Genomic DNA, 21,800 nt, shown 5'->3' with positions numbered 1-21,800 from the left:
AATTGAAAATTATTGGTTTATCGTTTTTAAAATCACACAGCGGCTTAACCACGAGGGTTGAGTTGCATCAATTCCTGGTGGTAAATTTGTTCTAGCAATTATTTGTAGACGAGATGGTTCAATACCTAATTTAATCAATGCTTGTTGTACAGATTTTGCTCGGGTAAGTGCTAATTGTTGAGAGGTATTTTTATTACTATAGTCATAACTATAACCAATGATTTCTAAATGTTCATTTGGGTGCTGATTGAGAAAAAATTTGACCTGTTTAACTTTATGTCCTAAATCAGCTTTCATTAAATTAGCTGACTCAGGTTGAAAGTAAAATCGCACTTCAATCTGTAAAGGTTCTACTTGCATTGCACTAGACACAAATTTTACACCTGGAATTTGCTCAAATGCATGAGAAGTGGTTCGAGCATCTGCAATCCGGCTAACAGTACCTTCAATAAATACTTTACCAGCAATGTATTGACTAAAAATAGCTGTACCCTCTGTTTGATTTAAAATAGCTGTAACTCGTTTTACTTCAGCAGCAGCTAACACGGGATCTGCTGGTATTTCTACTAATAAAATTTGATTATCAATCAACCAATTCGGAGAGGTTAGTTTGACAATTTCTTCAGCTTTCCGACGAAGAAGCTGATTTGGTAATCGTCCAGTTAATTTTAATTTCTTGTGTTCTACTTGCACTGTTAATCGATACACAGCTAATTCAGGAGTAGAAGTTAGAGCTAACAAAGTTTTATTTTCAACAGAACGTATCACTCCAGTATGGTATTGCCAAAAGCCCCAAGGAATGAAAATACTACCGATAACTGTTAAACCGAATATTAGTAAAGGTGATAGAGTTTTTTTCTTTTTATGCTGAATAGCTATCTCTTGGAGTTCTTGCAAAAGTGCATTAACTTCATTAGGAACAGTATCTAAATCCCCATCAAAATTTTCAATTAGTTCGCCATGCTTTTTAATAATTTTGCTGAAATTATGCCGCATTTTATCAACAAAAATTTTACTTGGTTCTCCTTGAATAACAATGGCTAAATAACAGTAGCCTGCAACTTCTAAAATAATTTTTGAAGTTCCATAGACAATTGTATCTAATTCGGTCACACCTCCAGATTGATTAATGCAATCATTAGCAAAGCTGCGAATCGCAGTCAGCATTCCTGCTACCATTTCAGCCTCAAGCTGCTGTGCATCAGAGCGTTGAATATTTGAGATAATTAAACCAGATGCTTTATGAATCAAGAAAATGGCTTGAATTGCAAATGGCAGAGCTTCTTTAAGAATTAATTCTGCTTCTGAAACCCCCTGTAACTTGGCACGAATTTTACGTTTAATTCCTTCTACACTGAAAGTTTCTTCAACTTGTCGGTTAATAGCACGGATTGTCTCTGCCATATATTTGGCTATGGTACTACCAATAATTGGGTAGAGTGCATCGACAACAATATTTTCTTCAATTTCAACTTGCTTTTTAATTGCTCGTCCTATTGCCGGAGCGATCGCATCTGATACCTCCTGTGGTGCAACAATAATTTGTTGGGAAATTGCTAGAGGAACAGCAGGTGCGATCGCTTCACTCATACTCGCTCTATCTTGTTCAGTACGACTACGGATAGCGCGATCAATAATAGGAGCAATTATCTCTATAATTTCTTCTTTTGATTCAGCCAGCTTCAGTTTTAAAAGCTCAGAGATCCAGGGTAACAATAGATTGATTAACTCTTTTGGTTCATAAATTTGATATTCTAATTTTGTTGTTTTTTCTTGAATTTGATTAATAATATTATTTAACTCTGCTAGTTCATGTCCAACTAAAATTTGTTGTAATTTTTGAAATGCATCCTCTGATTTTTTAGGAATGTTCTCATACTCTGTATATATTTCAATAGATTTCTCTAACTCTTGTTCGGCAATTTTTGAAAAACTAGGTACGTGATGAATAGAATTAAAAGTAGATTCTAAATAAGCTTCACACACCTCCAATGGAACTGAAGGAAGTTGCAAAAATTCATTTTTGATAGGAAAATATTTATAACTGTTATTATTTTCTAATTCTAATGGAGAAAAAGATTGCTGAGGTGAATCAATAATTTTGAGTTCGACAAGTAAATCTACGAAATTATCAAGCTGTATAACTTCTTCTTCTTTTAATTCAAGAGATTGAGAAATTGAATGTTCCACCTGAGTCATATCAGTAAATCTCGTCTTTAAAAGTGCTGTTAGCTTTCTGCGGGACTTTTAGACTGTGCTGGGTTAGGAATTAGGAACGAGCCGGAGACTTTGAAAGCTCCGGTTAAAAATTATTTACCTTATCCCCTTCATCTTCTACTGTGATTAAGAATGTAACTCTACCGTACTGTTGAACTAAGTTAACATTTTTGACAACTTTGTAGTTTCTAGAAGCGGTACGGCAGTATAATCGTTGCTGCGTTCATCGGCGGCTTCTCGTAGCTGAGGAATAAATTCAGTTTCTTTCAGGCGCATTCCTAAGGCAAACAAAGTTTCAGCTATATCGTCTTTAGAAACCTTAGTGTTTGTCAACTGTGAAAAGCGGCGATCTATTTCTTCTAAAATTAGATCTCGCAGGGCGCTAACATCATCTTGTAATTGGACTTTAGTTTGAAAGATTTCATCTCGGATTGAGGTAGTTTGGCTATCTAACGCGTCATCAAGGGACTGAACACTACTAGAGAACTTTTTATTAAGTCGATCGACTTGTTGACGTAAGTCAAGAGTTTCTTCTTGAGTTGTAATATTGAGTGACTTTAGCTTTTTCTCTACTGCCTCAAACCCCGTTTTGAGTTCAATGGAAAAGTTGGACTTGAGTTGCTCAACATGTGATCGCATTTGTTGTTGCAACAAAGAAATATCTGACTCCAGCTTACTAAATCGATTTTCGTACTCTCTTAGCTGTGTACCAAAAATAATATCGCGGATCTGATCGATATTGCCCAGCCGTTCTCGGACATCGTCTCTACTCATCTGACTCATCAGGAAAACCTCAGAACCTACTTTGAGGACATCAAATTTATTATTCCCATCTGTTGACAAGTTATATCTATCAAATAAAATTAGTTATTTGCAAATTAAAAATGACTAATTAGTAATCATTAAAAACTCTTGAATACGTTTAACAAAATCTTCTAACTCGAAAACGAATTTATTAGTACCTCGACGCTCTTGATTGCGAGCTAGTTGTTCTAATTTTTCTGCTGCCTGGTGCATAATTGTAATACCCATATTGGCACTAGCACCTTTAATTTGATGTGCTTCTCGCGCTAGTTGCTCAAAATCATGAACTGCGATCGCCATTTTAATTATTTCTAAACGCACTTGAATATCTTCTACAAATATTTGTAATAATTCAATTTCAAATTCTGGGTTATTTTCTGAAAGTTGATGCAAGCGTTCCCAATCTATTGGTAGGTCAACTAAATCAGCATCTTTTGTACTAATTGTCTTTGAAATAACAGTTTGTTTAGGCAAGATTAGCATTGCCCAACACTCTAGAGCTGCTGCCAATTTTTCCTTGATTACTGGCTTGCTCAAATAGTCATCCATGCCTGCATCTAGACACATTTGTTTGTCTTCTTTCATCGCATTAGCTGTCATTGCAATTACCACAGGACGACGACCACCTGCAAAGCAGTTTTCTTGCCAACGATGAATTTCTTTTGTGGCTTCTAAACCATCAAGAACTGGCATTTGGCAGTCCATCAAAATTAAATCGTAGGGAATTTTTTCTAATAACTGTAATACTTCTTGCCCATTAGCAGCAACATCAGCACTGTAGCCGAGACTTTGGAGTTGCTTCAAAGCTACTTTCTGATTTACCAAATTGTCTTCAGCTAAAAGAATTCTTAATTTAGGAGAGTTAGAAGTGGCAGTGACAGGGAGATATGGGGACACGGGGAATGGACTAGATAGATTCTGTGCGTCTTTCAACGCTACTTGGTTTAAGTTGGGGAACCCGTCCGATGCAGTGGCTTCTGTTTGCGTCACCGCCTCCTCTTGTTTTGGTTCTAATTGCGTTTCTAAAATAGCCAAGATCGTATCGAGAAGTCGGGACGGCTTTACAGGTTTGACCAAATAAGCTGCAAATCCAATTTTTAGCGCTTGTTGGACTTCATCCCGTTGATTAGTAGAGGTGAGCATAATCAAAGGTAACTGGGCGATCGCCCAATTGTTCTTAATTTGCTCTCCCAAAGTCAGGCCATCTATTTCTGGCATCTGCATGTCAATCACAGCAATGTCATAGAAACTGTTGTGCTTAGCAGCTTGTTCAATAGCTTTGAGGGCAATAGTAGCAGAAGCAGCTTGGTCTACTACCATCCCCCAACGGGTAGCTTGATAGTGGATAATTTTGCGATTAGTAGCATTATCATCGACTACTAACAAGCGGCGATTAGTTAGAAGTGCGCGTTCACCCTTGGCGTTGGGGAAGCCATCGTGTATTGAAGAAATTGGGTGAAGTTGTTTGGCGAGAGTTATTTCAAACCAAAACTTAGATCCTTTACCCGGATGACTTTCTACGCCAATTTCTCCTCCCATCAAGTTCACTAGTTGCTTGCAGATGGCTAATCCCAAACCTGTACCGCCATATTTACGGGTAGTGGAAGCATCTACTTGGGTAAATGGCGTAAACAGTTTGGATTGGTCTTGGGAGCTAATGCCAAGACCGGTATCTATGATGGCAAAATAGATGGTTGCTGTAGTCGAGGAGTGCGATCGCAATTCTACTCGCACTATTACTTCTCCACTGCTGGTGAATTTGATCGCATTGCTGATCAAGTTCATTAAAATTTGCCGCAAACGACCGGCATCACCTTGGAGATCGGTCGGGACGTTAGGATAAATCAAGGCTGCTATTTCTAATCCCTTGTTGTGGGCTGGGGGAGCTAATAATTCCAGCACCTCTTCCACACAGGTAGATAAGTCAAAATCTAAAGTTTCTAACACCATCTCCCCAGCTTCAAGTTTGGACAGATCCAAAATTTCGTTAATTAGACTTAACAGTGCATCTCCACTAATGCGAATTGTTTCCATAAAATCCCGTTGCTCCCAGTTGAGGGGAGTTTCCAACATTAAGCCTGTCATCCCCAATACAGCATTCATGGGGGTACGAATTTCATGGCTCATGTTAGCTAAAAAAGCGCTTTTAGTTTTAGAAGCTAATTCAGCTTCGTGACGAGCAACTTCGAGTTCTCGTCGCTGTTGAGTTTCTGCATCTAACATTTGGGCTTGGGCTAAGGCGATACCTACTTGATCGGCTATTTGCCGCAAAAGATGAGTTTCAAAGCTAGACCATTGGCGAGAACTACCACACTGATGAACAATCAGTAAACCGCAGAGTTCTTCTTTGACAAGAATCGGCACAACTAAATTGGATTTGACTCCAAATTGTTGGAGTAATTCTATGTGATTTTTTTGCACTTCACCTAGATCTAAATCTGCAAGCCCGGAATTTCGTTTTTGACGATACTGCTGTAGATAGTACTGTTGTAGATACTCCGCTCGAAAGTAAGTATCAGTAAGCTTTTTCTCTTTGATTGTCAACCACCCAGAAACCACTGCTTCGACGATGGTGCTTGTAGATCCATCAGGCTGATAGATTAAGACTCGATCGCTATGGAGAATTTTTTGTACCTCTGTAACAGCAATTTGCAGAATTTCTCTAATTTGCAAAGACTGGCGAATCTTCAGGGTGATTTCAGTAAATAATTGCGATCGCAAGTTTTGGCGTTGAAGTTGTTCTTCTGCTTGTTTGCGCTCAATAAACTGTCCGACTTGCTCGCCAATAGAATTCATCACTTCTGCCAAATCTGGGTCGGGTTGCTGGATTTCATGACTGAAGCAAGTAATCACACCAAGGATTTTTTTCCCTCCACAGATGGGAAAACCAAAAGCTCCATGCAGTCCTGCTTCGGCAGCGATTTTTAAGCGCATAAAACCGTTATCTTTAGCAACATCAGCAATCCAAACAGGTTCGGCATTAACCCACACACGACCAGGCAATCCAATTCCGGGCGCAAAAGTTATCTGCCGACTGAGTATGTCAAATTCCTGCATCTCCAATGATGTTTTATACCAATTATCTAAAAAAGTCAGTATATTAACTTCCCGATCCACCATCCAAATTTCACTTACAGCCGCTCCCAAACTCTCGCAGATTCCTTGCAAGAGTTGGTGCATGGCTTCTTCGATGGTGTTAGACTCTGCTAAGACACGGGTTGTAGCATATTGTGCTTTAAGATGCTGTTCGGTACGTTTGCGCTCGCTGATATCAATACCTGTGGCAACAATGTATTCCACACGACCCTCGTAGTCTTGCAAAATAGTGTTAGCCCAGGCAATTAGTCGCCGACTCCCATCCTTGGTTACCCAATAGTTTTCGTACTCATTAGGCCCTTTACCATTTCGTAATTGCTCAAACACTGCTTTGACCGGCTCTATCTGTTCGGGCACTAAAAATAAATTCCAGAAATACCTGCCTCTGACTTCATCAAATGAGTAACCAGTTGTTTGCTCACAAGCTTGATTGAAGCGAATTATTTGCCCTTGGGTGTCAACAACTACTACCAAAGCACTGGCTGTATCAAGAACTGCGGAGATAAAGTTGCGTTCTTGGTTCAGTGTCTCTTCTGTCAATTTACGCTCTCTGACTTCACGATAAATGAAGTAGTAGAGTATGGCTAGAATAATAAAACTCAGACAAATAGCGATCGCAAGTGTCAAAATCGTGTTGTTAGCACTGGCTTTGGCAGCTTGTGATTGCTGCTGAAGCAATCCTTTGTCCTCATTCTCCATCTCATGGATCGCCTTGCGGATATCATCCATGAGATTCTTTCCCTGATTTGTCTGGATTAACTCCAACGCCGCCTCAAATCCCTGATTTTGGCGCAAGTCTATAGTCTGCTTGAGTATGGCGAGTTTTGTAGCTATCAGGGGTTTAAGGATTACGAACTGCTTTTGTTGGCTGGGCTGAGCTGCGATTAAATCCTCCAGTTCTTTAATTGTTTGATCGATGTTTCTAAGTGCTGCTTGGTGAGGTTCTAAATAACTTTCTTGCCCAGTTAGGATATAACCGCGTTGTCCAGTTTCAGCATCCTTCATCTCAGACAGTAGTTCTTCAAGCTTATTAATTTTCTCTTGAGTTTTTTGTACCTGATTATTATTATCAATTAATAGAATTGTGTTCTGATAAGAAATTACCCCAATCAAGACTAAAATTGCTGATGCTAACCCAAATCCACCAGCAACTCTTTGAAAAAATTGTTTGCGTTTCTTTTGTACTTGTTTGCGCGTATCATTCGCCAAAACCAAACTTGCTAAGTTGCGCCGCATTTCTAATTGTTTGATTACCTGGCGACCAATAATTTGTAATGCTTCAACTTGTTCTGGAGATAGATTTCTAGGTACATCGTCAACTACACAGATTGTTCCTAATGCATATCCTTCAGGATTAGTCAACGGTACACCAGCATAAAACCGTACATGAGGAGCGGAAATAACTGCCGGGTTAGTAGAAAACCTTTCGTCTTTTGTGGCATCAGGGACAATAAAAACTTCAGGTTCCAAAATAGCATGGGCGCAGAATGCCTCATCTCTGGGTGTTTCTAGGGCATCTAAGCCAACTTTTGACTTGAACCACTGGCGATCGCGATCAATTAAACTAATTAAGGCAATGGGAGTTCCACAAATATATGAGGCTAGACGAGTCAGGTCGTCAAAAGCAACTTCCGAAGGAGTATCGAGTATTTTATACTGCAAAAGAGACTCAATTCGCTGTGTTTCGTTATCAGGTAATGGTGCTTTCATCTTTAAGCCTTATACCATTTTGGATTTTCAAAAAAGAAAATTCAGGAGTTAGGAATTATGAGTCAGAATTTAAAAGTCAGGAGTTATGATTTAGGAGTCAAAATTAAGAAGACTTTAATACTCAAGCTTTATAATTTGAAGAAAATCAGAAATTTATAGCACACTTGATTCTGGATTCTGACTTTTGAATTCTGAATTCTTTTTGTTAAAATTTGACACGTAATTGTCCTGTTAAAGAGTTACCGCCGTAAGCGCTTTCTCCTGTATCTTGATTGCGGACATTACTAAAGCTATAGCCCAAATCTGCTTCGATAGTGGGTGAAAGCTTTACGGTACAGCGTGTTTGATAGGTATTGGCGTTGTCGAATTCTCCTTTGAGTCGCTGTCGTCCTAAGTTGGCTGCTAAACGACAGCGTAAGAATTTGGTAATATCCCCTTCCCAAGCTACCTCAGCGTTGTAAACTAAGAAATCTGGTGGTGAAAAATAGCCACTTGTGCGTTCTAAATCGCGGTCGTAACTCCAAGTAAATAAGTTGGCTGCTAGAGAAAATTGTCCGAATTTCCGCTCTAGCCTACTAAAAGTTTGTACGTCAGAATTACCATCGTTGTAGTTACCCAAACGCAATGAAGAAAACAAGCTGGTGTTTTGGTCAATTTGCCAGTATAAATCAGGCCCAAATCGCCAAGCAGTAATTTGGTTTTCTAAAGTTCGGGCATTGGATTTATAAGGCCCTTGTTCCAAATTACCTGATAGTACTAATAGCGATCGCAATTTGCCTGATGGCGAAACTCGTGCTGGCAAAATCGGAGCCTCTACCTTAGCATTGAGATTAATCGCAGTGGGTAAACGGTCGAACACATCGACTCCGGCTGCTGTTTGCAATGTCACTTGCCCAATTTTTCCTTGCCATCCAACTTGTAAGGGAAAATTGCTAACTGATTCAACACCGCGTTGCTCAAAGAAATCAAAACCTGTCTTCAAAAATATTTTATTACCATTTCTCAATCGCAACTGTAACGTTGGTTCGATGAATAAATTGGTTTGCCCAAAGTTGTCTGTATCATAGCGATAGTCTGTATCAATACTTTCTAAAACTGCACTCGGTGTTCCCGGTTTGGTGGAAGTTGTTGGGGGGTTAGAATTCTCTGGTGGTTTGGGTGGTGGTGGCGGTAGTCGCAAATCAGGATTGAAGTTTTCCGGCGCTGCAATTAAAAATCGATAAGGTAGAGGTTTTGAAAGTTCTAAGTCATACTGAGTTGCATTTAATGGAGAGGATGAAGGAGGTTTCCTGTTTTCATATAGTTGGGCAGCTTGTAACTTAACTTCTGAAAATATCCAAATATTTACGCTGAGGATGACTCCTAATTGAATCTGTAAGTATCCCAAAACAAACTTAAGTAAAAAACTATATCGATAAATAAAGAGATAATGCCTAAAACTATCTGCCATCAGCCGATACTGTAGTTGTATATCAATGACAAACTAGCTGCCAAAATCTTTGGCAGCCAGTTTATGAATTCTGCTGGGATTATGATGCCCAGAATATATGCTGATTACAGCAATTTTTAAATAATCAGGTGTACGGTTGCGATTCTATACCATGACAATGCAAACAGATAACCTTGTAATACTGCTCTCACTGAAACATAAAGCAGCCTAAGTAGTAATTATACTTATAATCGTTAAAAAATAAAACTATCGACCCCTAAGGTCTCAGTACCAGATTTCACAGTTTAGAAAAATGGATCGAATCAAGCTTAGCCAAGTATGTTTCCTCTAGTACAACTGACGAATTATTCAATCAACTCTGCTCGCCACGACGGTGGTTAGCGGCTTGCAATAACAAAGATTCGGCAAAAGCGATCGCATCACTTGCTGATTTTCCACCAGCTAACTGCGCTAATTCTTCCCGGCGAGTAGTTAAATTATCTAAAGTTGTAACTCGCACAACGGTACGTTGTTCGCTGTTGCCATTGTTAGCTTTTTTACTCTTATCTTGATTGATTGTTTGTTTATCCACCCGAAAATGACGGTCTGCCATTGCCGCAACTAAAGGTTGGTGGGTAACACATAATACTTGGTTATGTTGACTTAACTGGTGTAATTTTTCCGCGATCGCTTGGGCAACTCTTCCGGAAACCCCGACATCAATTTCATCAAATACCATTGTCCCAACTGCATCGACTTGGGAAAAACAAGCTTTCAATGCCAGTAAAAAACGGCTCATTTCTCCACCAGAGGCAATTTCTGTTAAAGGTTGCAGTGGTTCTCCAGGGTTGGGACTAAACATAAAGGTAATTTTATCTGCTCCCATAGCAGTTGGAAAAGTCGGCAAAATTTCAACTTGAAACTTCACCTTTTCCATTGCTAAGGGCTTAAGTTCAGATATTAAACGTGATTCTAAATTAGCAGCAGCTTTACTACGCAGTTGAGTTAATTGATTACTTGCTTGAGTGAGTTTCTCAAAACACGCCTTTTCTTGCTGTTCTAGATTTTCGATCGATTGTTCGCTGTCGTTAAGTTGGGTTAATTGGGCTTGGATGCGCTGGTAATAGGCGATCGCTTCTGTTAATGTCGGTCCATACTTGCGGCAAATTTGCTTTAATTCCCGAACCCGTTCTTCCACTTCTTCCAACCGCTGGGGATCGGCTTCTAAATTGTCGCCGTATGCATTAATCTGTCTTCCGACTTCCATGACCGCAGCTTGGGCGTCCCTGACTAATTCCAACAGGGCTTGCAGTTGGGTGTCGTATTCTACCATGTCATTTAATGTCGCTTCGCTGTCTCCCAATAAATCTGCGGCGGCGGGAGTTTCATTGTCATTTTGATACAAAGCCTGATAAATTTTGTAACTCATTTGTTGCAAATCAACAACATGATTCAGGCGTTCTCGTTCTTGTCCCAACTGTTCCAATTCATTCGGTTCGCACAGATTGGCTGCTCCCAATTCCTGCACTTGATAAGTGAGCAAGTCTAGTTGTTGCAAACGTTCGCGTTCTGATGTGCGGCGTTTTTCTAGCACGAGATGCGCTTGTTGGTAAGCACTAAAGCTACTGGCAACCTTTTGGCGTTGCTGCATTGGTGAGTCACCGCCATACAAATCCAACCAGTCCCGGACTTGAGCAGATTGTCCCACTTGCACCGTTTGACCTTGAGCTGTGATTTCCACCAAGCGATCGCGCAGTCCTGCTACGATCTGCCGATTTACTAACACGCCATTGACTCGCGATCGACTGCGGACATTACTAGCTGTGACAGTGATTTCTCGACTAATGACTACAGAGTTTTCATCAAGCAAATCGATTTCTTGTTCGGTCAACCAAGCAGCGAAGGGGGGGGTTGAAGTGAAAGTAGCTTCTACCATTGCCCGACTTGTGCCTGTACGAATCACTCGACTAGAAACTTTACCGCCCAAAGCCGCATCAATAGCATCCAAAATAATCGATTTTCCGGCACCGGTTTCACCCGTCAACACATTTAGTCCGGCACTAAATTCTAATTCCAGTTGGTCGATGAGGGCAAAGTTTTCAATTCGCAAGCAAAGCAACATCAAGCCAAATTCTCCTTCCATAGTGCCGAGTGTTGTTAGCTTTCTTCTCTACCTTAGGCTACGCCAACAAGGCGTCGAGCCAGTGCTGAGTTGTGGGTCGGAAAAAATTTTGGAGTTAGTAAGGCTGCAAGCGATGTCTTTACTTAAAACGACTCAGCACTGAGAAAAGCAGCAATACCTACTATTATTAAATTAATATGCCCATATTAGTTTAGCAGAGCAATGGCATTGGCGACTGGGGACTAGTACCGCAAGGCGTAATTCGTAATGACGCTCGTTCCTCGCTAACCTAATTACCTGTTGATAAGGGTTTCAGACATTTAAAATGGTTGGTTTATTTCCGCTCTGCTGTACTAGGGGATATAAAAATAGATAAGTAGTTGCACAAAATTAAATTCATTCGTGTGGAAAGGGAACTCTTAACAGAAAACAGAAGAACAATTTGTGTGATTAATTCTGTTTAGATTCTTATTTCGGAATACTTTGTTGGTATGGAGCCCCCATTACCCCTTGTCCCCAATCGCCAATACCCAGTCCCTCAACATATTGTTACAATGCTTAATACGAACGTTCTGAACGGTGGCCTTCTTCCATGATTGTTAAGACACTTCCCCCTACTTCCGAACCAGTTCAGGAGGACAGTCGCAACGGCAAAAGTAGCCAAGGCGAACTGCATATGATTGATGTAGTGCCAGAATCTGGTACACAAGACTTGGTAGTGCGATCGCCAAGGCTTTTGGCAGCCCGAGAGGATACTAAAACAGTCCAACCTGAGACGCGTTACAATCCCGTGGAGATAGCGGCGCATTACCGAAACAGATCGCTGCAAGTTTTAGGGCGGATTTTTGCTGTGTTGAGGCCAACCCTGTCCTTCGCTTTTGGGTTGTGGTCGGATAGTAAACGGGGAATTGTCGTCAAAAATGACCGCCGTCGAGCCGTTCAATTACGAGAATTACTGACGCGACTAGGGCCTGCTTACATCAAAATTGGTCAAGCTTTGTCCACTAGACCGGATTTGGTTCCTCCGGTATACCTGGAAGAATTAACCAAGCTACAAGACCAATTACCACCTTTTGCCAACGAAATTGCTTACCAGTTTATCGAAGAAGAACTAGGCGCACCTCCTCAAGAAATTTATGCCGAACTTTCGCCCCAGCCAATTGCTGCCGCTTCCTTGGGACAAGTCTATAAAGGTAAGTTGAAAACTGGTGAAGAAGTTGCTGTCAAAGTCCAGCGCCCTGACCTTAGAGAGCGAATTACTATTGATTTGTATATTTTGCGTAACCTCGCCGCTTGGGTGCAGAAAAAGGTCAAGCGGGTACGAAGTGACTTAGTTGGGATTCTCGATGAATTAGGCGAGCGCATTTTTGAAGAAATGGATTATATCCATGAAGGTGAAAATGCGGAACGATTTTTTGAGTTATACGGTCACATAAAAGACGTATACGTACCGAAAATTTACTGGGAGTATACCAATCGTCGTGTGTTGACGATGGAGTGGATTAACGGCACTAAATTAACTCAAACAGAAGAAATTCGCGCCCAAGGTATAAATGCTCGTTATCTAATTGAAGTGGGTGTGCAGTGTTCTCTACGCCAACTGCTAGAACACGGATTTTTCCACGCCGATCCTCACCCTGGTAATTTGTTAGCAACAACCGACGGTAAATTAGCTTATCTTGACTTTGGGATGATGAGCGAAATTAAACCACCACAGCGCTATGGTTTGATTGAAGCGATCGTTCATGTCGTTAACCGCGACTTTGAAGGCTTAGCGAAAGATTACGTTAAATTAGATTTCTTATCACCAGAAACAGATTTAACACCAATTATCCCAGCTTTTGCCAGAGTATTTGCTGATGCTCAAGGAGCTAGTGTTGCGGAACTTAACATTAAAAGCATCACCGATGAACTATCGGCTTTAATGTATGAATATCCTTTCCGCGTACCGCCCTATTACGCTTTAATTATTCGCTCCCTCGTAACGCTAGAAGGCATTGCAATATTTATAGACCCGACTTTTAAAGTTCTCAGCGAAGCTTATCCCTACGTTTCTAAACGTTTGTTAACTGACCCAGCACCATCGTTAAGAGCATCATTGCAAGATTTGCTATTTAAAGATGGCAGATTCCGCTGGAACCGCTTAGAAAACTTGTTACGAAATGCGCGTAATAGTCAAGATTATGACTTTAATTTAGTGCTGAATCAAGGCGTAGAATTTCTCTCGTCTGAACGTGGCGCTTTCATTCGTGACAAATTGGTGGATGAATCTGTTAATGGACTCGATGCTTTAGGTAAAAATATTTTACATAACTTTACCTATTTACTTAGAGAAAGAGTAGGATTAACAGCAATTAATGAAACTCCAGCCGCAACAGTTGAACAACAACAAACCTTAGAGCATATCAAACGGATTTTAAATATTCTCCGAGAAACACGAGGCTTTGACCCAGTAGAACTTGCACCTAAAATTGCTCAGCTATTGGTAAATCCAGGTGTGCAGCGTTTAGGTCAACAAGTGACCAGCCGCTTTACACAAAAGGCTTTAGCCAGGATAATTCGGCAATTATTGGCATCGTAAGTTTTGTTAAGGGAAAAGCTAACTGCATCCTAAATATTTTGTCTGAATCTAAATTTTATTCCTCATCTTTGTGATAACCATTTTTCTCACGTTTGAGGCTTTCTTCTAAAGCTTGAATTTGTTCGCGTCTGGCTTCCAATTCCAGAGAACGCCGTGCTAAGTCTTGGTTTTGCAACGTCAGCGATTGTCGCCAATGTTCTGCTCTCTCAGCTTCGTGCAGTAAAAATTCTGGTGTAATACCGGTGGTGAGGTAGGTTTGTACTAAATGAAGTACCCAATTGGTGGCATCTTCTACTCTTTGAATATCGCCTGTGGGAGAAAGTTCGACTAAAACAAGAAAGTTCTCGCTCATGGGATTTCCCTTTCCTAGCAGAATGAAAGCCTCTTCTGGAATTATCGCCCACAAGTTATCAACTTCCTGACGCGCCAATAAACGTAATTGGTGCTGGTCTAAAAAATCGTTTTTACGCACTTGGGCTAGGTATAGCATGAAAGTCGCTCCGCTTCGATTCAAAATTCCAAATTTCAGAAATTATTTTTAATCAACAAAAAGTATAAATATTGATAAATAAGTCAAAATTTAAAAGAATAAAGTTGAGTTACAGTCAGAAATTTAGCTAGATGAATTGTACTTTCAAAAAATGCGCAACAGCTTATTTGAAGGTGCTTAATGGGTAATTGAGAATTAATTACTTTCCCATTACCCATTAGATCATTACAGTTATCCTAATCCACGCAGGCGATACCTACGGCAACGCTTTCAGGCGTACATGCAGAATTTCTGCTTGTTTTTCGGCTTCTGTTAAAGCATCTCTGGCTCCTTGAACTACGTCGGCTCTAGCTTTATCAACAAAATTTGGATTGTTTAATCTGGCACTCAAAGATTGAATTTCCGCTTCAGCTTTACTTAAGCTTTTCTCTAGTTTGGCGCGCACAACTTCGATATCGACCACGCCACTGAGGGGAATTAGTACTTGTATTGTACCTGTTACACCAGCGATCGCATTTTCTGGTTCTTGTGTTTGTTGTAATTCTGTGGCTTGGAAAAACTGTCTCCATAGCTTTTGTCTAGCTTCGGCAGTCAGTAAATTTTGGCTAACAAACCACGCTGTGTACAGAAAACCAACTATTTTAAAGAAAGTTCCAACTAGTGGAGTTTCATCAATCGTATTCGCTACATTAAAACTTAACTTAGCTAAGACAATCGCCAAAATAGTTAAACCAATTATTTTCAAACCCCTCTGAGGTTTTTTCGCAGCAACAGTTTGGCTTTTTTGCTTGTCAGTAATAGTTAAAGTTTCAACCTTCGCCAAATCTTTAATGTAAACCTGTCCAGCAGTAAGGATTTGTCTTTCTTTTTCACTTTCAGTTTGTAAATTAGCTGTCACCTTCACCCCTGGTTTGACATCCGCTTCAGCGCGCAAGTTGCGAATTGTACGGATAGTATCGATTAGCAATTCAAACTGTTCTTCTAAAGCTGAATCAATTAGATTTGCATCTACTTGGGGATAAAGTTGTAAAGCTAGAGTTTGGTGGGAATCTGCTGGTTGTTGGGTGAGAGTTTGCCAAATTTCCTCCGTAATATGAGGCATAAAGGGATGAAGCCGTTTTAAAATCCCTTCCAGTACGTGGGCGAGGGTTTGTTGTGCTACCCGTCGCGATCCGGGGTCTGCATCTGGCTGGAGGCGAGATTTCACCAGTTCAATATATTGGTCGCAGAAATCACCCCAAATGAACTCGTATAATCCCTTTGCGGCTTCTCCTAAACCGTAGTTGTCAATGTAATTGCTGGTTTGTTTGACAACTTGATTGTAGCGAGAAATAATCCAGCGATCGCTTAATTCTGTGCTGACTGGTTGACTCAATTGTTCAGGAGTTTGTCCATCCAAATTCATCATCACAAACCGAGCAGCATTCCACAACTTGTTAGCAAAATTGCGCGACGCTTCTACAGATGGTGATTCATCCTTTTTGCGATCATATTCCAAGCGGATATCTTGTCCCGCCCCCGCCACTTCCCTAATTAGGGTATAGCGCAGGGCGTCGGTACCATATTTGTCAATCAATAACAACGGGTCAATCCCATTACCTTTGGTCTTTGACATCTTCTGACCTTTTTCATCCAGCACCAACCCGTGGATGTAAACATCTGTAAACGGCATTTGCCCAGTAAATTGTCCAGCCATCATGGTCATTCTGGCAACCCAGAAAAAGATGATATCAAAGCCTGTCACCAAAGTAGTGGTAGGGTAGTAAGTCGCTAAATCTTGAGTTTGTTCCGGCCAGCCTAAAGTTGAAAACGGCCAAAGTCCAGAAGAAAACCAAGTATCTAGGACATCTGGGTCTTGTTCTAACTTGACATTTTCCCCAAATTGCGCCTTAGCTTTTTCCCAAGCTTCGGCTTCTGATTTCGCCACCACAAACGGCGTGTTATCGGTAATTTGCCCATCAGTTTGACTGACCGCGTACCAAGCAGGAATTTGGTGTCCCCACCACAATTGGCGAGAGATACACCAATCATTGAGTTTGACTAACCAATCACGATAGACCTTTGTCCAGCGTTGGGGGACGAACTCCGGCGAGTTTTGCTGGTCGAGGAATTCTAAAGTTTTGTCAGCTAAAGGACGAATTTTGACAAACCACTGAGTTGAAAGCAGGGGTTCAATGGGTACTTTACCGCGATCGCTGTAGGGAACAGTATGCTTATAATCTTCAATTTTCACCAAAAAACCATCTGCTTGTAAGCGAGAAACCACATTCTTCCTCGCAACAAAGCGGTCTTGTCCTTGAAATTCTCCGGCATTGGCATTAAGAGTGCCGTCTTTATTCATAATATTTATTAACGGCAAATTGTGACGTTTACCCATCTCAAAATCGTTCAGGTCATGGGCGGGAGTTATCTTCACGCAGCCTGTGCCGAAAGTGGGGTCAACGTATTCATCCCCAATGATGGGAATTTCTCGGTGTAAAATGGGCAGAGTAAGAGTTTTGCCGATGAGATGTTTGTAGCGATCGTCATTAGGATTAACTGCCACTGCTGTATCGCCGAGCATCGTTTCTGGTCGAGTCGTCGCTACTTCCACAAAACCAGAACCATCTGTCAGCGGATAACGGAAGTGCCACAGATTGCCATTAACCTCTTGATTTTCTACCTCTACATCAGACACAGCCGACTGGGAAGCTGGACACCAGTTAACTAAATATTCACCACGATAAATTAAGCCTTCTTCATAAAGGCGAGTAAATGCCTCAACAACAGCCTTGGATAAACCTTCATCTAAGGTAAACCTTTCTCGCGACCAGTCTGCCGAAACACCCAAGCGTCGCAATTGATTAACAATGGTTCCTTCAGACTCCGCCTTCCATTGCCAAGCGCGTTCTAAGAATTTCTCGCGCCCCAATTCGTAGCGAGTCTTACCCTCTGTCTTGAGTTGCTTTTCCAGCATAGTATGCACAGCAATGCTGGCGTGGTCAGTTCCAGGTAGCCACAACGTATTACGTCCCTGCATTCGGTGGTAGCGCACGAGAGTATCAATCAAGGCACTTTCAAAAGCGTGACCCATGTGCAAACTGCCGGTGACATTAGGCGGCGGAATGACAATGCAGTAAGGTTCGCCGCCTTTGTTGGGGTCAGCTTTGTAAACTTGGTTATCTTCCCAGAATTTTTGCCACTTGGCTTCAGTGGAAAAAGGGTCGTAGAGACTGGGGAGATTGAGAATGGTTGCGGTCATGCGGGGCAAACTAACTATGGAAGGACTCTAATAAATTTTGCCACAGGCTTGGAGGGGGTTTTGATGACTAAGGACAAATGACCAAGGACAGTCATTAAGATAATTTTTGCTTTCTGGTTTAGAATTGCTAGACGTTAAAGGTCAGATTTAAGATACTGCTGTAATTGTTGGGTACGCTCTTTTGTAGTATTTTCTAAGCAACCAAAGTAAATTGTCGGGGCTATAGTCCCACCCTCATATTGGCTTTCCTCAAACTCACAACTGCTATCTCGAAACTTAATCCATGCTTGTTGTGCAGCAATCAATTTTTGTTTTCTATTTCTCTCTAACTTAGGCAGCAGTTGTTGATAAACTGTATTCAATTTTTTATCAGCATTTTGATAAGATAACCTACTGCATTCATTAATTGCTACTTGAGTTTGAGCATTATTGCAGTTTAGCTTTTGAGCTAAATGTAATTTTGGTAAATTCGGCGTTGTACTTGCTTTTGTTGCAGTAGGAATGTATAAACTGTTAAGAATTAGTATATTTACTAATAAAGGCAAGAAATAGTACATTAATTTTACCTAGTACATTAATTATTTTAGCAATTTTAGCCATCTTTCAATCGGTCGAACATCTAATCCCACCAAACCACGAACAAATCAAGGTCGAATAAAAGCCCTTGAAATCTTTAAATCTGATAATTCAGAGTATGGTTGGTTTGGATACTGGGTAAGTTTTCACCACGACTTTAGCCTAGCAAGCAGCATAAATTAGTTATTAAGTCAAGAATCTTAATTCGGCAAACATAAAGGACTAGAAGTCTCAGTCAGAGCTAGAAAAATGCCGTCTGTGTGCGAATCTCCTGTAGACAAGGATATAAAGCCTGGGTAAGTTTTAGCGAATCGAAAGTGTACGGTTAGCTGCGCTTATTTATAATACTTATTGTAAAAGTCAGCAAGGAGAAAATTTTTCTTTGCCCTTTACGTACAAATGTGCAAAAATTACTTTTGCAAGAGATATCAAGTAACTATAATCGACAAATCACAATGAAAATACCTCATTCTCTATTCGCTACTCTTTACTCTGATGACAGACCTGATTTACTTATTTAAATATAAATTTAAGTATTTGAAAATTTAAACAATTCCGAATATTCGCTTTTTGATATCAATTTCATTTAAAGGGATTGAATGCAAGCTAGTGCTTAAATAAAATCTCAAAATTAAAAATTATCATCAAAAATTTAAACATTATAAATAAATAACATATAAATTTTTATAAGAAATATAATACTTCTCTCGAAAATATTCCCATTATATAAAATTACTACCAAAGTCTTGCCTTAAGTAATCAAAAAACTGTATTGTTTATATTGTTGAAAATTGTTTTTTACAAAAGCAATAAGAAAACACAAGTTCCGCACGTGGAAAAAAGCATTATTTTGGTGAATCGGTAAATATCGATATCAAACCAAAATGTGTGTATCGTTGCTATTGACATCATTAGTAACAGAACCAACCTCAAAACGAAAATCCAATTTTTCGTTGGTGTGTGTAGTATATTTTCTACAGTACACCTGTTACAGTCCCTACATAATCATTAAGAACAGTATCGGCTAGATTTTCAGGGTTTCATCTCTCTAATCAGAGCAAGAAATCTATTCTGTGCTGGCTCAATAAAGGGATTTCAAGCTCATTTTATCAAGGAACCGCGACCAGTAAAAAATTATGACCTCTTTAGATCCTAATTTTTTTGACATTCCAGCCGAAAGCCTAATCATCATTGACCCAGCCGTTGATGACTATAAAAAGCTAAATGGCAATAACTTAGAAGTCAGCTTAGAAGACGTAGCAAATACAGAATTAGAAACGCTCACCTCTAAAACTCACAAGCTCTTAAAAGTCCCGCCTAAGGAACTTTTAGCGCCTCCTGGTGATTTCAATCCCACTTTAGTGCTATTTTTAGCATCTGTGGCAATATTGGTGTTATCTAACTTTGGTTACTGGCTTTGGCAATGGCCGCACTGGTTGTGCTTTAGCATTAATACTATTGCCTTGCATTGCGCGGGGACAGTAATTCATGATGCTTGTCATCAATCTGCCCACCGCAATCGGATAATTAATGCCATGTTAGGACATGGTAGTGCCTTGATGCTAGGGTTTGTTTTTCCAGTGTTTACCCGAGTGCATTTGCAGCATCATGCTCGTGTAAACCATCCTAAAGATGACCCAGATCATTATGTTTCTACAGGTGGGCCGTTGTGGCTAATTGCGTTTCGGTTTTTGTACCATGAAATATTTTTCTTTCAACGACGATTGTGGCGGAAATATGAGCTATGGGAATGGTTTATTAGCCGTTTAATTGTCGTTGCAATTTTTTATATAGCAATTCAATATCATTTTTTAATGTATGTTCTCAATTTTTGGGTTGTACCTTCTGGGATAGTAGGAATAGTACTGGGTTTCTTTTTTGACTATTTGCCCCATCGTCCTTTTAGAGAACGCGATCGCTGGAAAAATGCTCGTGTATATCCTAGTCCAATTCTTAATATCTTGATTTTAGGACAGAACTACCACCTAATTCATCATTTATGGACTTGTATTCCTTGGTATAAATATCAGTCTACATACTATTTGATGAAGCCTCTGTTAGATGAAAAAGGCTGTTATCAAACTTCAGGATTATTACAAAAGAAAGACTTTTTAGAGTTTATTTATGATATTTTTGTAGGAATTCGATTTGACCATCAAACAACAAAAAATAAAGAAAAATTACGCAATTGATAATAATATCATGTTCGTTTGAAGACTTATCATTAAGACTGACGCTCTGACACCAAGAGATTTTAATAATAAGTAATTATCCGAACTTGATATAAGCTGTACTTTATCAGGGACTAAAAATAAAAAAATATCCCGTTGTTGGCAGTAAACAGTCATCAGTCATAAACTTCAAACGGGATAATTTATTTCTTCGAGTTCCCTTATGTATCAGTTTGATTTAAATAACTAGGGTCTTCAGTAGCAAGCAGCTTGTCCCAGAACGTAAAATACAAACCGTAGTGTACTTTATATTTGCGATGATGTATTGAATGATGCATAGAACCAATCAGCCACTTTCCAATCCAATGGCTCTTGTATGAAGTAGGAAATACTTCAAATCCGAGATGGGTAAACACAGCCCATACTGTCATAGTTATGAGTGCGACAATTAAGGTAATAAAATGCAATGGAACTATAAAGCTCACACCTACAAAAAAAAGTGCTTGTACAATTGCCTCTGGCAAATCAAATGCAGAAGAACTCCAGGGCGTTGGTTCTCCGGAACGGTGGTGTCCATAATGCATCCATTTAAAAATTAGATGGTGGTGAAACATCCGATGGATAAAGTAAAAGTATGTATCCTGAAGAATTAACACCAAACCAAAGCTAGCTATCAAATACCACAATCCGTACTGATATAAATCAGTKTATAATAGCGTTGCCCCCGAAGTATACTCTGAAATAATAAACGCTCCACAAATACCAAAAACCACTGCGGAGAGTATCGATAATTCAATATCTTTTCTAATAGAAGAATTCATCAACGGTTTCAAACGCAAACTCTTGTTCGCGAGAGACTTTCCCATAACTGAATAAAAGAGCAAGTATGCTCCTCCAGCTATCAGAAAATATCGAGCAAGAGTGATAACGAAGAAAAAAAAGCAGTAATACCAAAATGAGTGACTCGTCAATCAGACCCATCCCCAATATTAATTTAGTGAAATGAAAGTGCTGATTATACAGCAAATTTCAAATCAGTGAAGTACACAACCTAAGTCTGGTAACTTAGCGTCAAACCTGTTTGACTTGTGAATTATGACGCCTTGGCAGAGCGCCTTTGCTTTGCTCCTGGATTAATCAATTATGCTGTATTAAGGAATTCACATTTAATAATCTCAGTATTTCAAAGAAAAAGCAAGGACATATAAGGCTGTTAACAGATAGTTAAAAAGTCTGTTGAAATAATTACAATACAGTTAAGACAGTCAATAACCAGAAAATTGTACAACCAACGATAAAAAAATTACCTTACTGCTAACTCCTCACTCCCTATTTTTAGCTACTAAATCATAGGAAAATTTTA

At 39.9% G+C, this 21,800-nt stretch carries 11 protein-coding genes; 2 read left to right on the top strand and 9 right to left on the bottom strand.

Annotated elements, in window-relative coordinates:
* Positions 1-9: 9 nt before the first annotated feature.
* The 5 genes from FCR06_RS25825 to recN form a co-directional block, all read right to left on the bottom strand.
* Positions 10-2,199, bottom strand: coding sequence for an OmpA family protein (locus tag FCR06_RS25825; protein ID WP_138504840.1), 2,190 nt, complete (start codon positions 2,197-2,199; stop codon positions 10-12).
* A gap of 174 nt (positions 2,200-2,373) precedes the next feature.
* Positions 2,374-3,060 (bottom strand): hypothetical protein, encoded by a 687-nt coding sequence (locus tag FCR06_RS25820; protein ID WP_223280292.1) that lies wholly within the window; start codon positions 3,058-3,060, stop codon positions 2,374-2,376.
* 45 nt (positions 3,061-3,105) lie between these two features.
* On the bottom strand, positions 3,106-7,827 hold the full coding sequence (locus FCR06_RS25815) for a response regulator (protein ID WP_138504837.1): 4,722 nt from the start codon (positions 7,825-7,827) through the stop codon (positions 3,106-3,108).
* Between the two features lie 205 nt (positions 7,828-8,032).
* Positions 8,033-9,277: a hypothetical protein gene (locus tag FCR06_RS25810; protein WP_138504835.1), complete on the bottom strand. Its 1,245-nt coding sequence runs from the start codon at positions 9,275-9,277 to the stop codon at positions 8,033-8,035.
* Between the two features lie 352 nt (positions 9,278-9,629).
* Positions 9,630-11,378, bottom strand: a complete 1,749-nt coding sequence (gene recN, locus FCR06_RS25805; protein ID WP_138504874.1) for a DNA repair protein RecN — start codon at positions 11,376-11,378, stop codon at positions 9,630-9,632.
* 592 nt (positions 11,379-11,970) lie between these two features.
* Between recN and FCR06_RS25800 the strand changes: the two genes are divergently transcribed.
* The gene (locus tag FCR06_RS25800; protein WP_138504833.1) at positions 11,971-13,959 is read left to right on the top strand and encodes an ABC1 kinase family protein; all 1,989 of its coding nucleotides are present in this window, start codon (positions 11,971-11,973) and stop codon (positions 13,957-13,959) included.
* 55 nt (positions 13,960-14,014) lie between these two features.
* On the opposite strand, the gene FCR06_RS25795 is transcribed toward FCR06_RS25800, so the two are convergent.
* The 3 genes from FCR06_RS25795 to FCR06_RS25785 form a co-directional block, all read right to left on the bottom strand.
* Positions 14,015-14,449, bottom strand: coding sequence for a hypothetical protein (locus FCR06_RS25795; RefSeq protein ID WP_138504831.1), 435 nt, complete (start codon positions 14,447-14,449; stop codon positions 14,015-14,017).
* A gap of 256 nt (positions 14,450-14,705) precedes the next feature.
* The gene (locus tag FCR06_RS25790; RefSeq protein ID WP_138504829.1) at positions 14,706-17,690 is read right to left on the bottom strand and encodes a valine--tRNA ligase; all 2,985 of its coding nucleotides are present in this window, start codon (positions 17,688-17,690) and stop codon (positions 14,706-14,708) included.
* Between the two features lie 134 nt (positions 17,691-17,824).
* Entirely contained in the window at positions 17,825-18,247 is a 423-nt protein-coding gene (locus FCR06_RS25785; RefSeq protein WP_138504827.1) for a lysozyme inhibitor LprI family protein, read from the bottom strand.
* Between the two features lie 1,155 nt (positions 18,248-19,402).
* Here FCR06_RS25785 and crtR point away from each other — a divergent pair.
* A complete protein-coding gene (gene crtR, locus FCR06_RS25780) occupies positions 19,403-20,458 on the top strand; it encodes a beta-carotene hydroxylase (protein WP_138504825.1) in 1,056 nt (351 codons plus the stop codon).
* A 200-nt stretch (positions 20,459-20,658) separates the two neighbouring features.
* Here crtR and FCR06_RS25775 read toward each other — a convergent pair whose 3' ends face one another.
* Positions 20,659-21,303, bottom strand: coding sequence for a sterol desaturase family protein (locus FCR06_RS25775; RefSeq protein WP_223280291.1), 645 nt, complete (start codon positions 21,301-21,303; stop codon positions 20,659-20,661).
* Between the last annotated feature and the right edge of the window lie 497 nt (positions 21,304-21,800).

Source organism: Nostoc sp. PA-18-2419 (assembly GCF_005869855.1).
Taxonomy (GTDB): Bacteria; Cyanobacteriota; Cyanobacteriia; order Cyanobacteriales; family Nostocaceae; genus Nostoc.
The sequence above is the reverse complement of the archived record's forward strand: the minus strand, read 5'-3'. Positions and strand labels throughout refer to the sequence as shown.

Coding starts and splice junctions, on each gene's coding strand:
- FCR06_RS25825 (WP_138504840.1), bottom strand. CDS start 2,199: ATGACTCAGGTGGAACATTCAATTTCTCAATCTCTTGAATTAAAAGAA.
- FCR06_RS25815 (WP_138504837.1), bottom strand. CDS start 7,827: ATGAAAGCACCATTACCTGATAACGAAACACAGCGAATTGAGTCTCTT.
- FCR06_RS25810 (WP_138504835.1), bottom strand. CDS start 9,277: ATGGCAGATAGTTTTAGGCATTATCTCTTTATTTATCGATATAGTTTT.
- recN (WP_138504874.1), bottom strand. CDS start 11,378: ATGTTGCTTTGCTTGCGAATTGAAAACTTTGCCCTCATCGACCAACTG.
- FCR06_RS25800 (WP_138504833.1), top strand. CDS start 11,971: ATGATTGTTAAGACACTTCCCCCTACTTCCGAACCAGTTCAGGAGGAC.
- FCR06_RS25795 (WP_138504831.1), bottom strand. CDS start 14,449: ATGCTATACCTAGCCCAAGTGCGTAAAAACGATTTTTTAGACCAGCAC.
- FCR06_RS25790 (WP_138504829.1), bottom strand. CDS start 17,690: ATGACCGCAACCATTCTCAATCTCCCCAGTCTCTACGACCCTTTTTCC.
- FCR06_RS25785 (WP_138504827.1), bottom strand. CDS start 18,247: ATGTACTATTTCTTGCCTTTATTAGTAAATATACTAATTCTTAACAGT.
- crtR (WP_138504825.1), top strand. CDS start 19,403: ATGACCTCTTTAGATCCTAATTTTTTTGACATTCCAGCCGAAAGCCTA.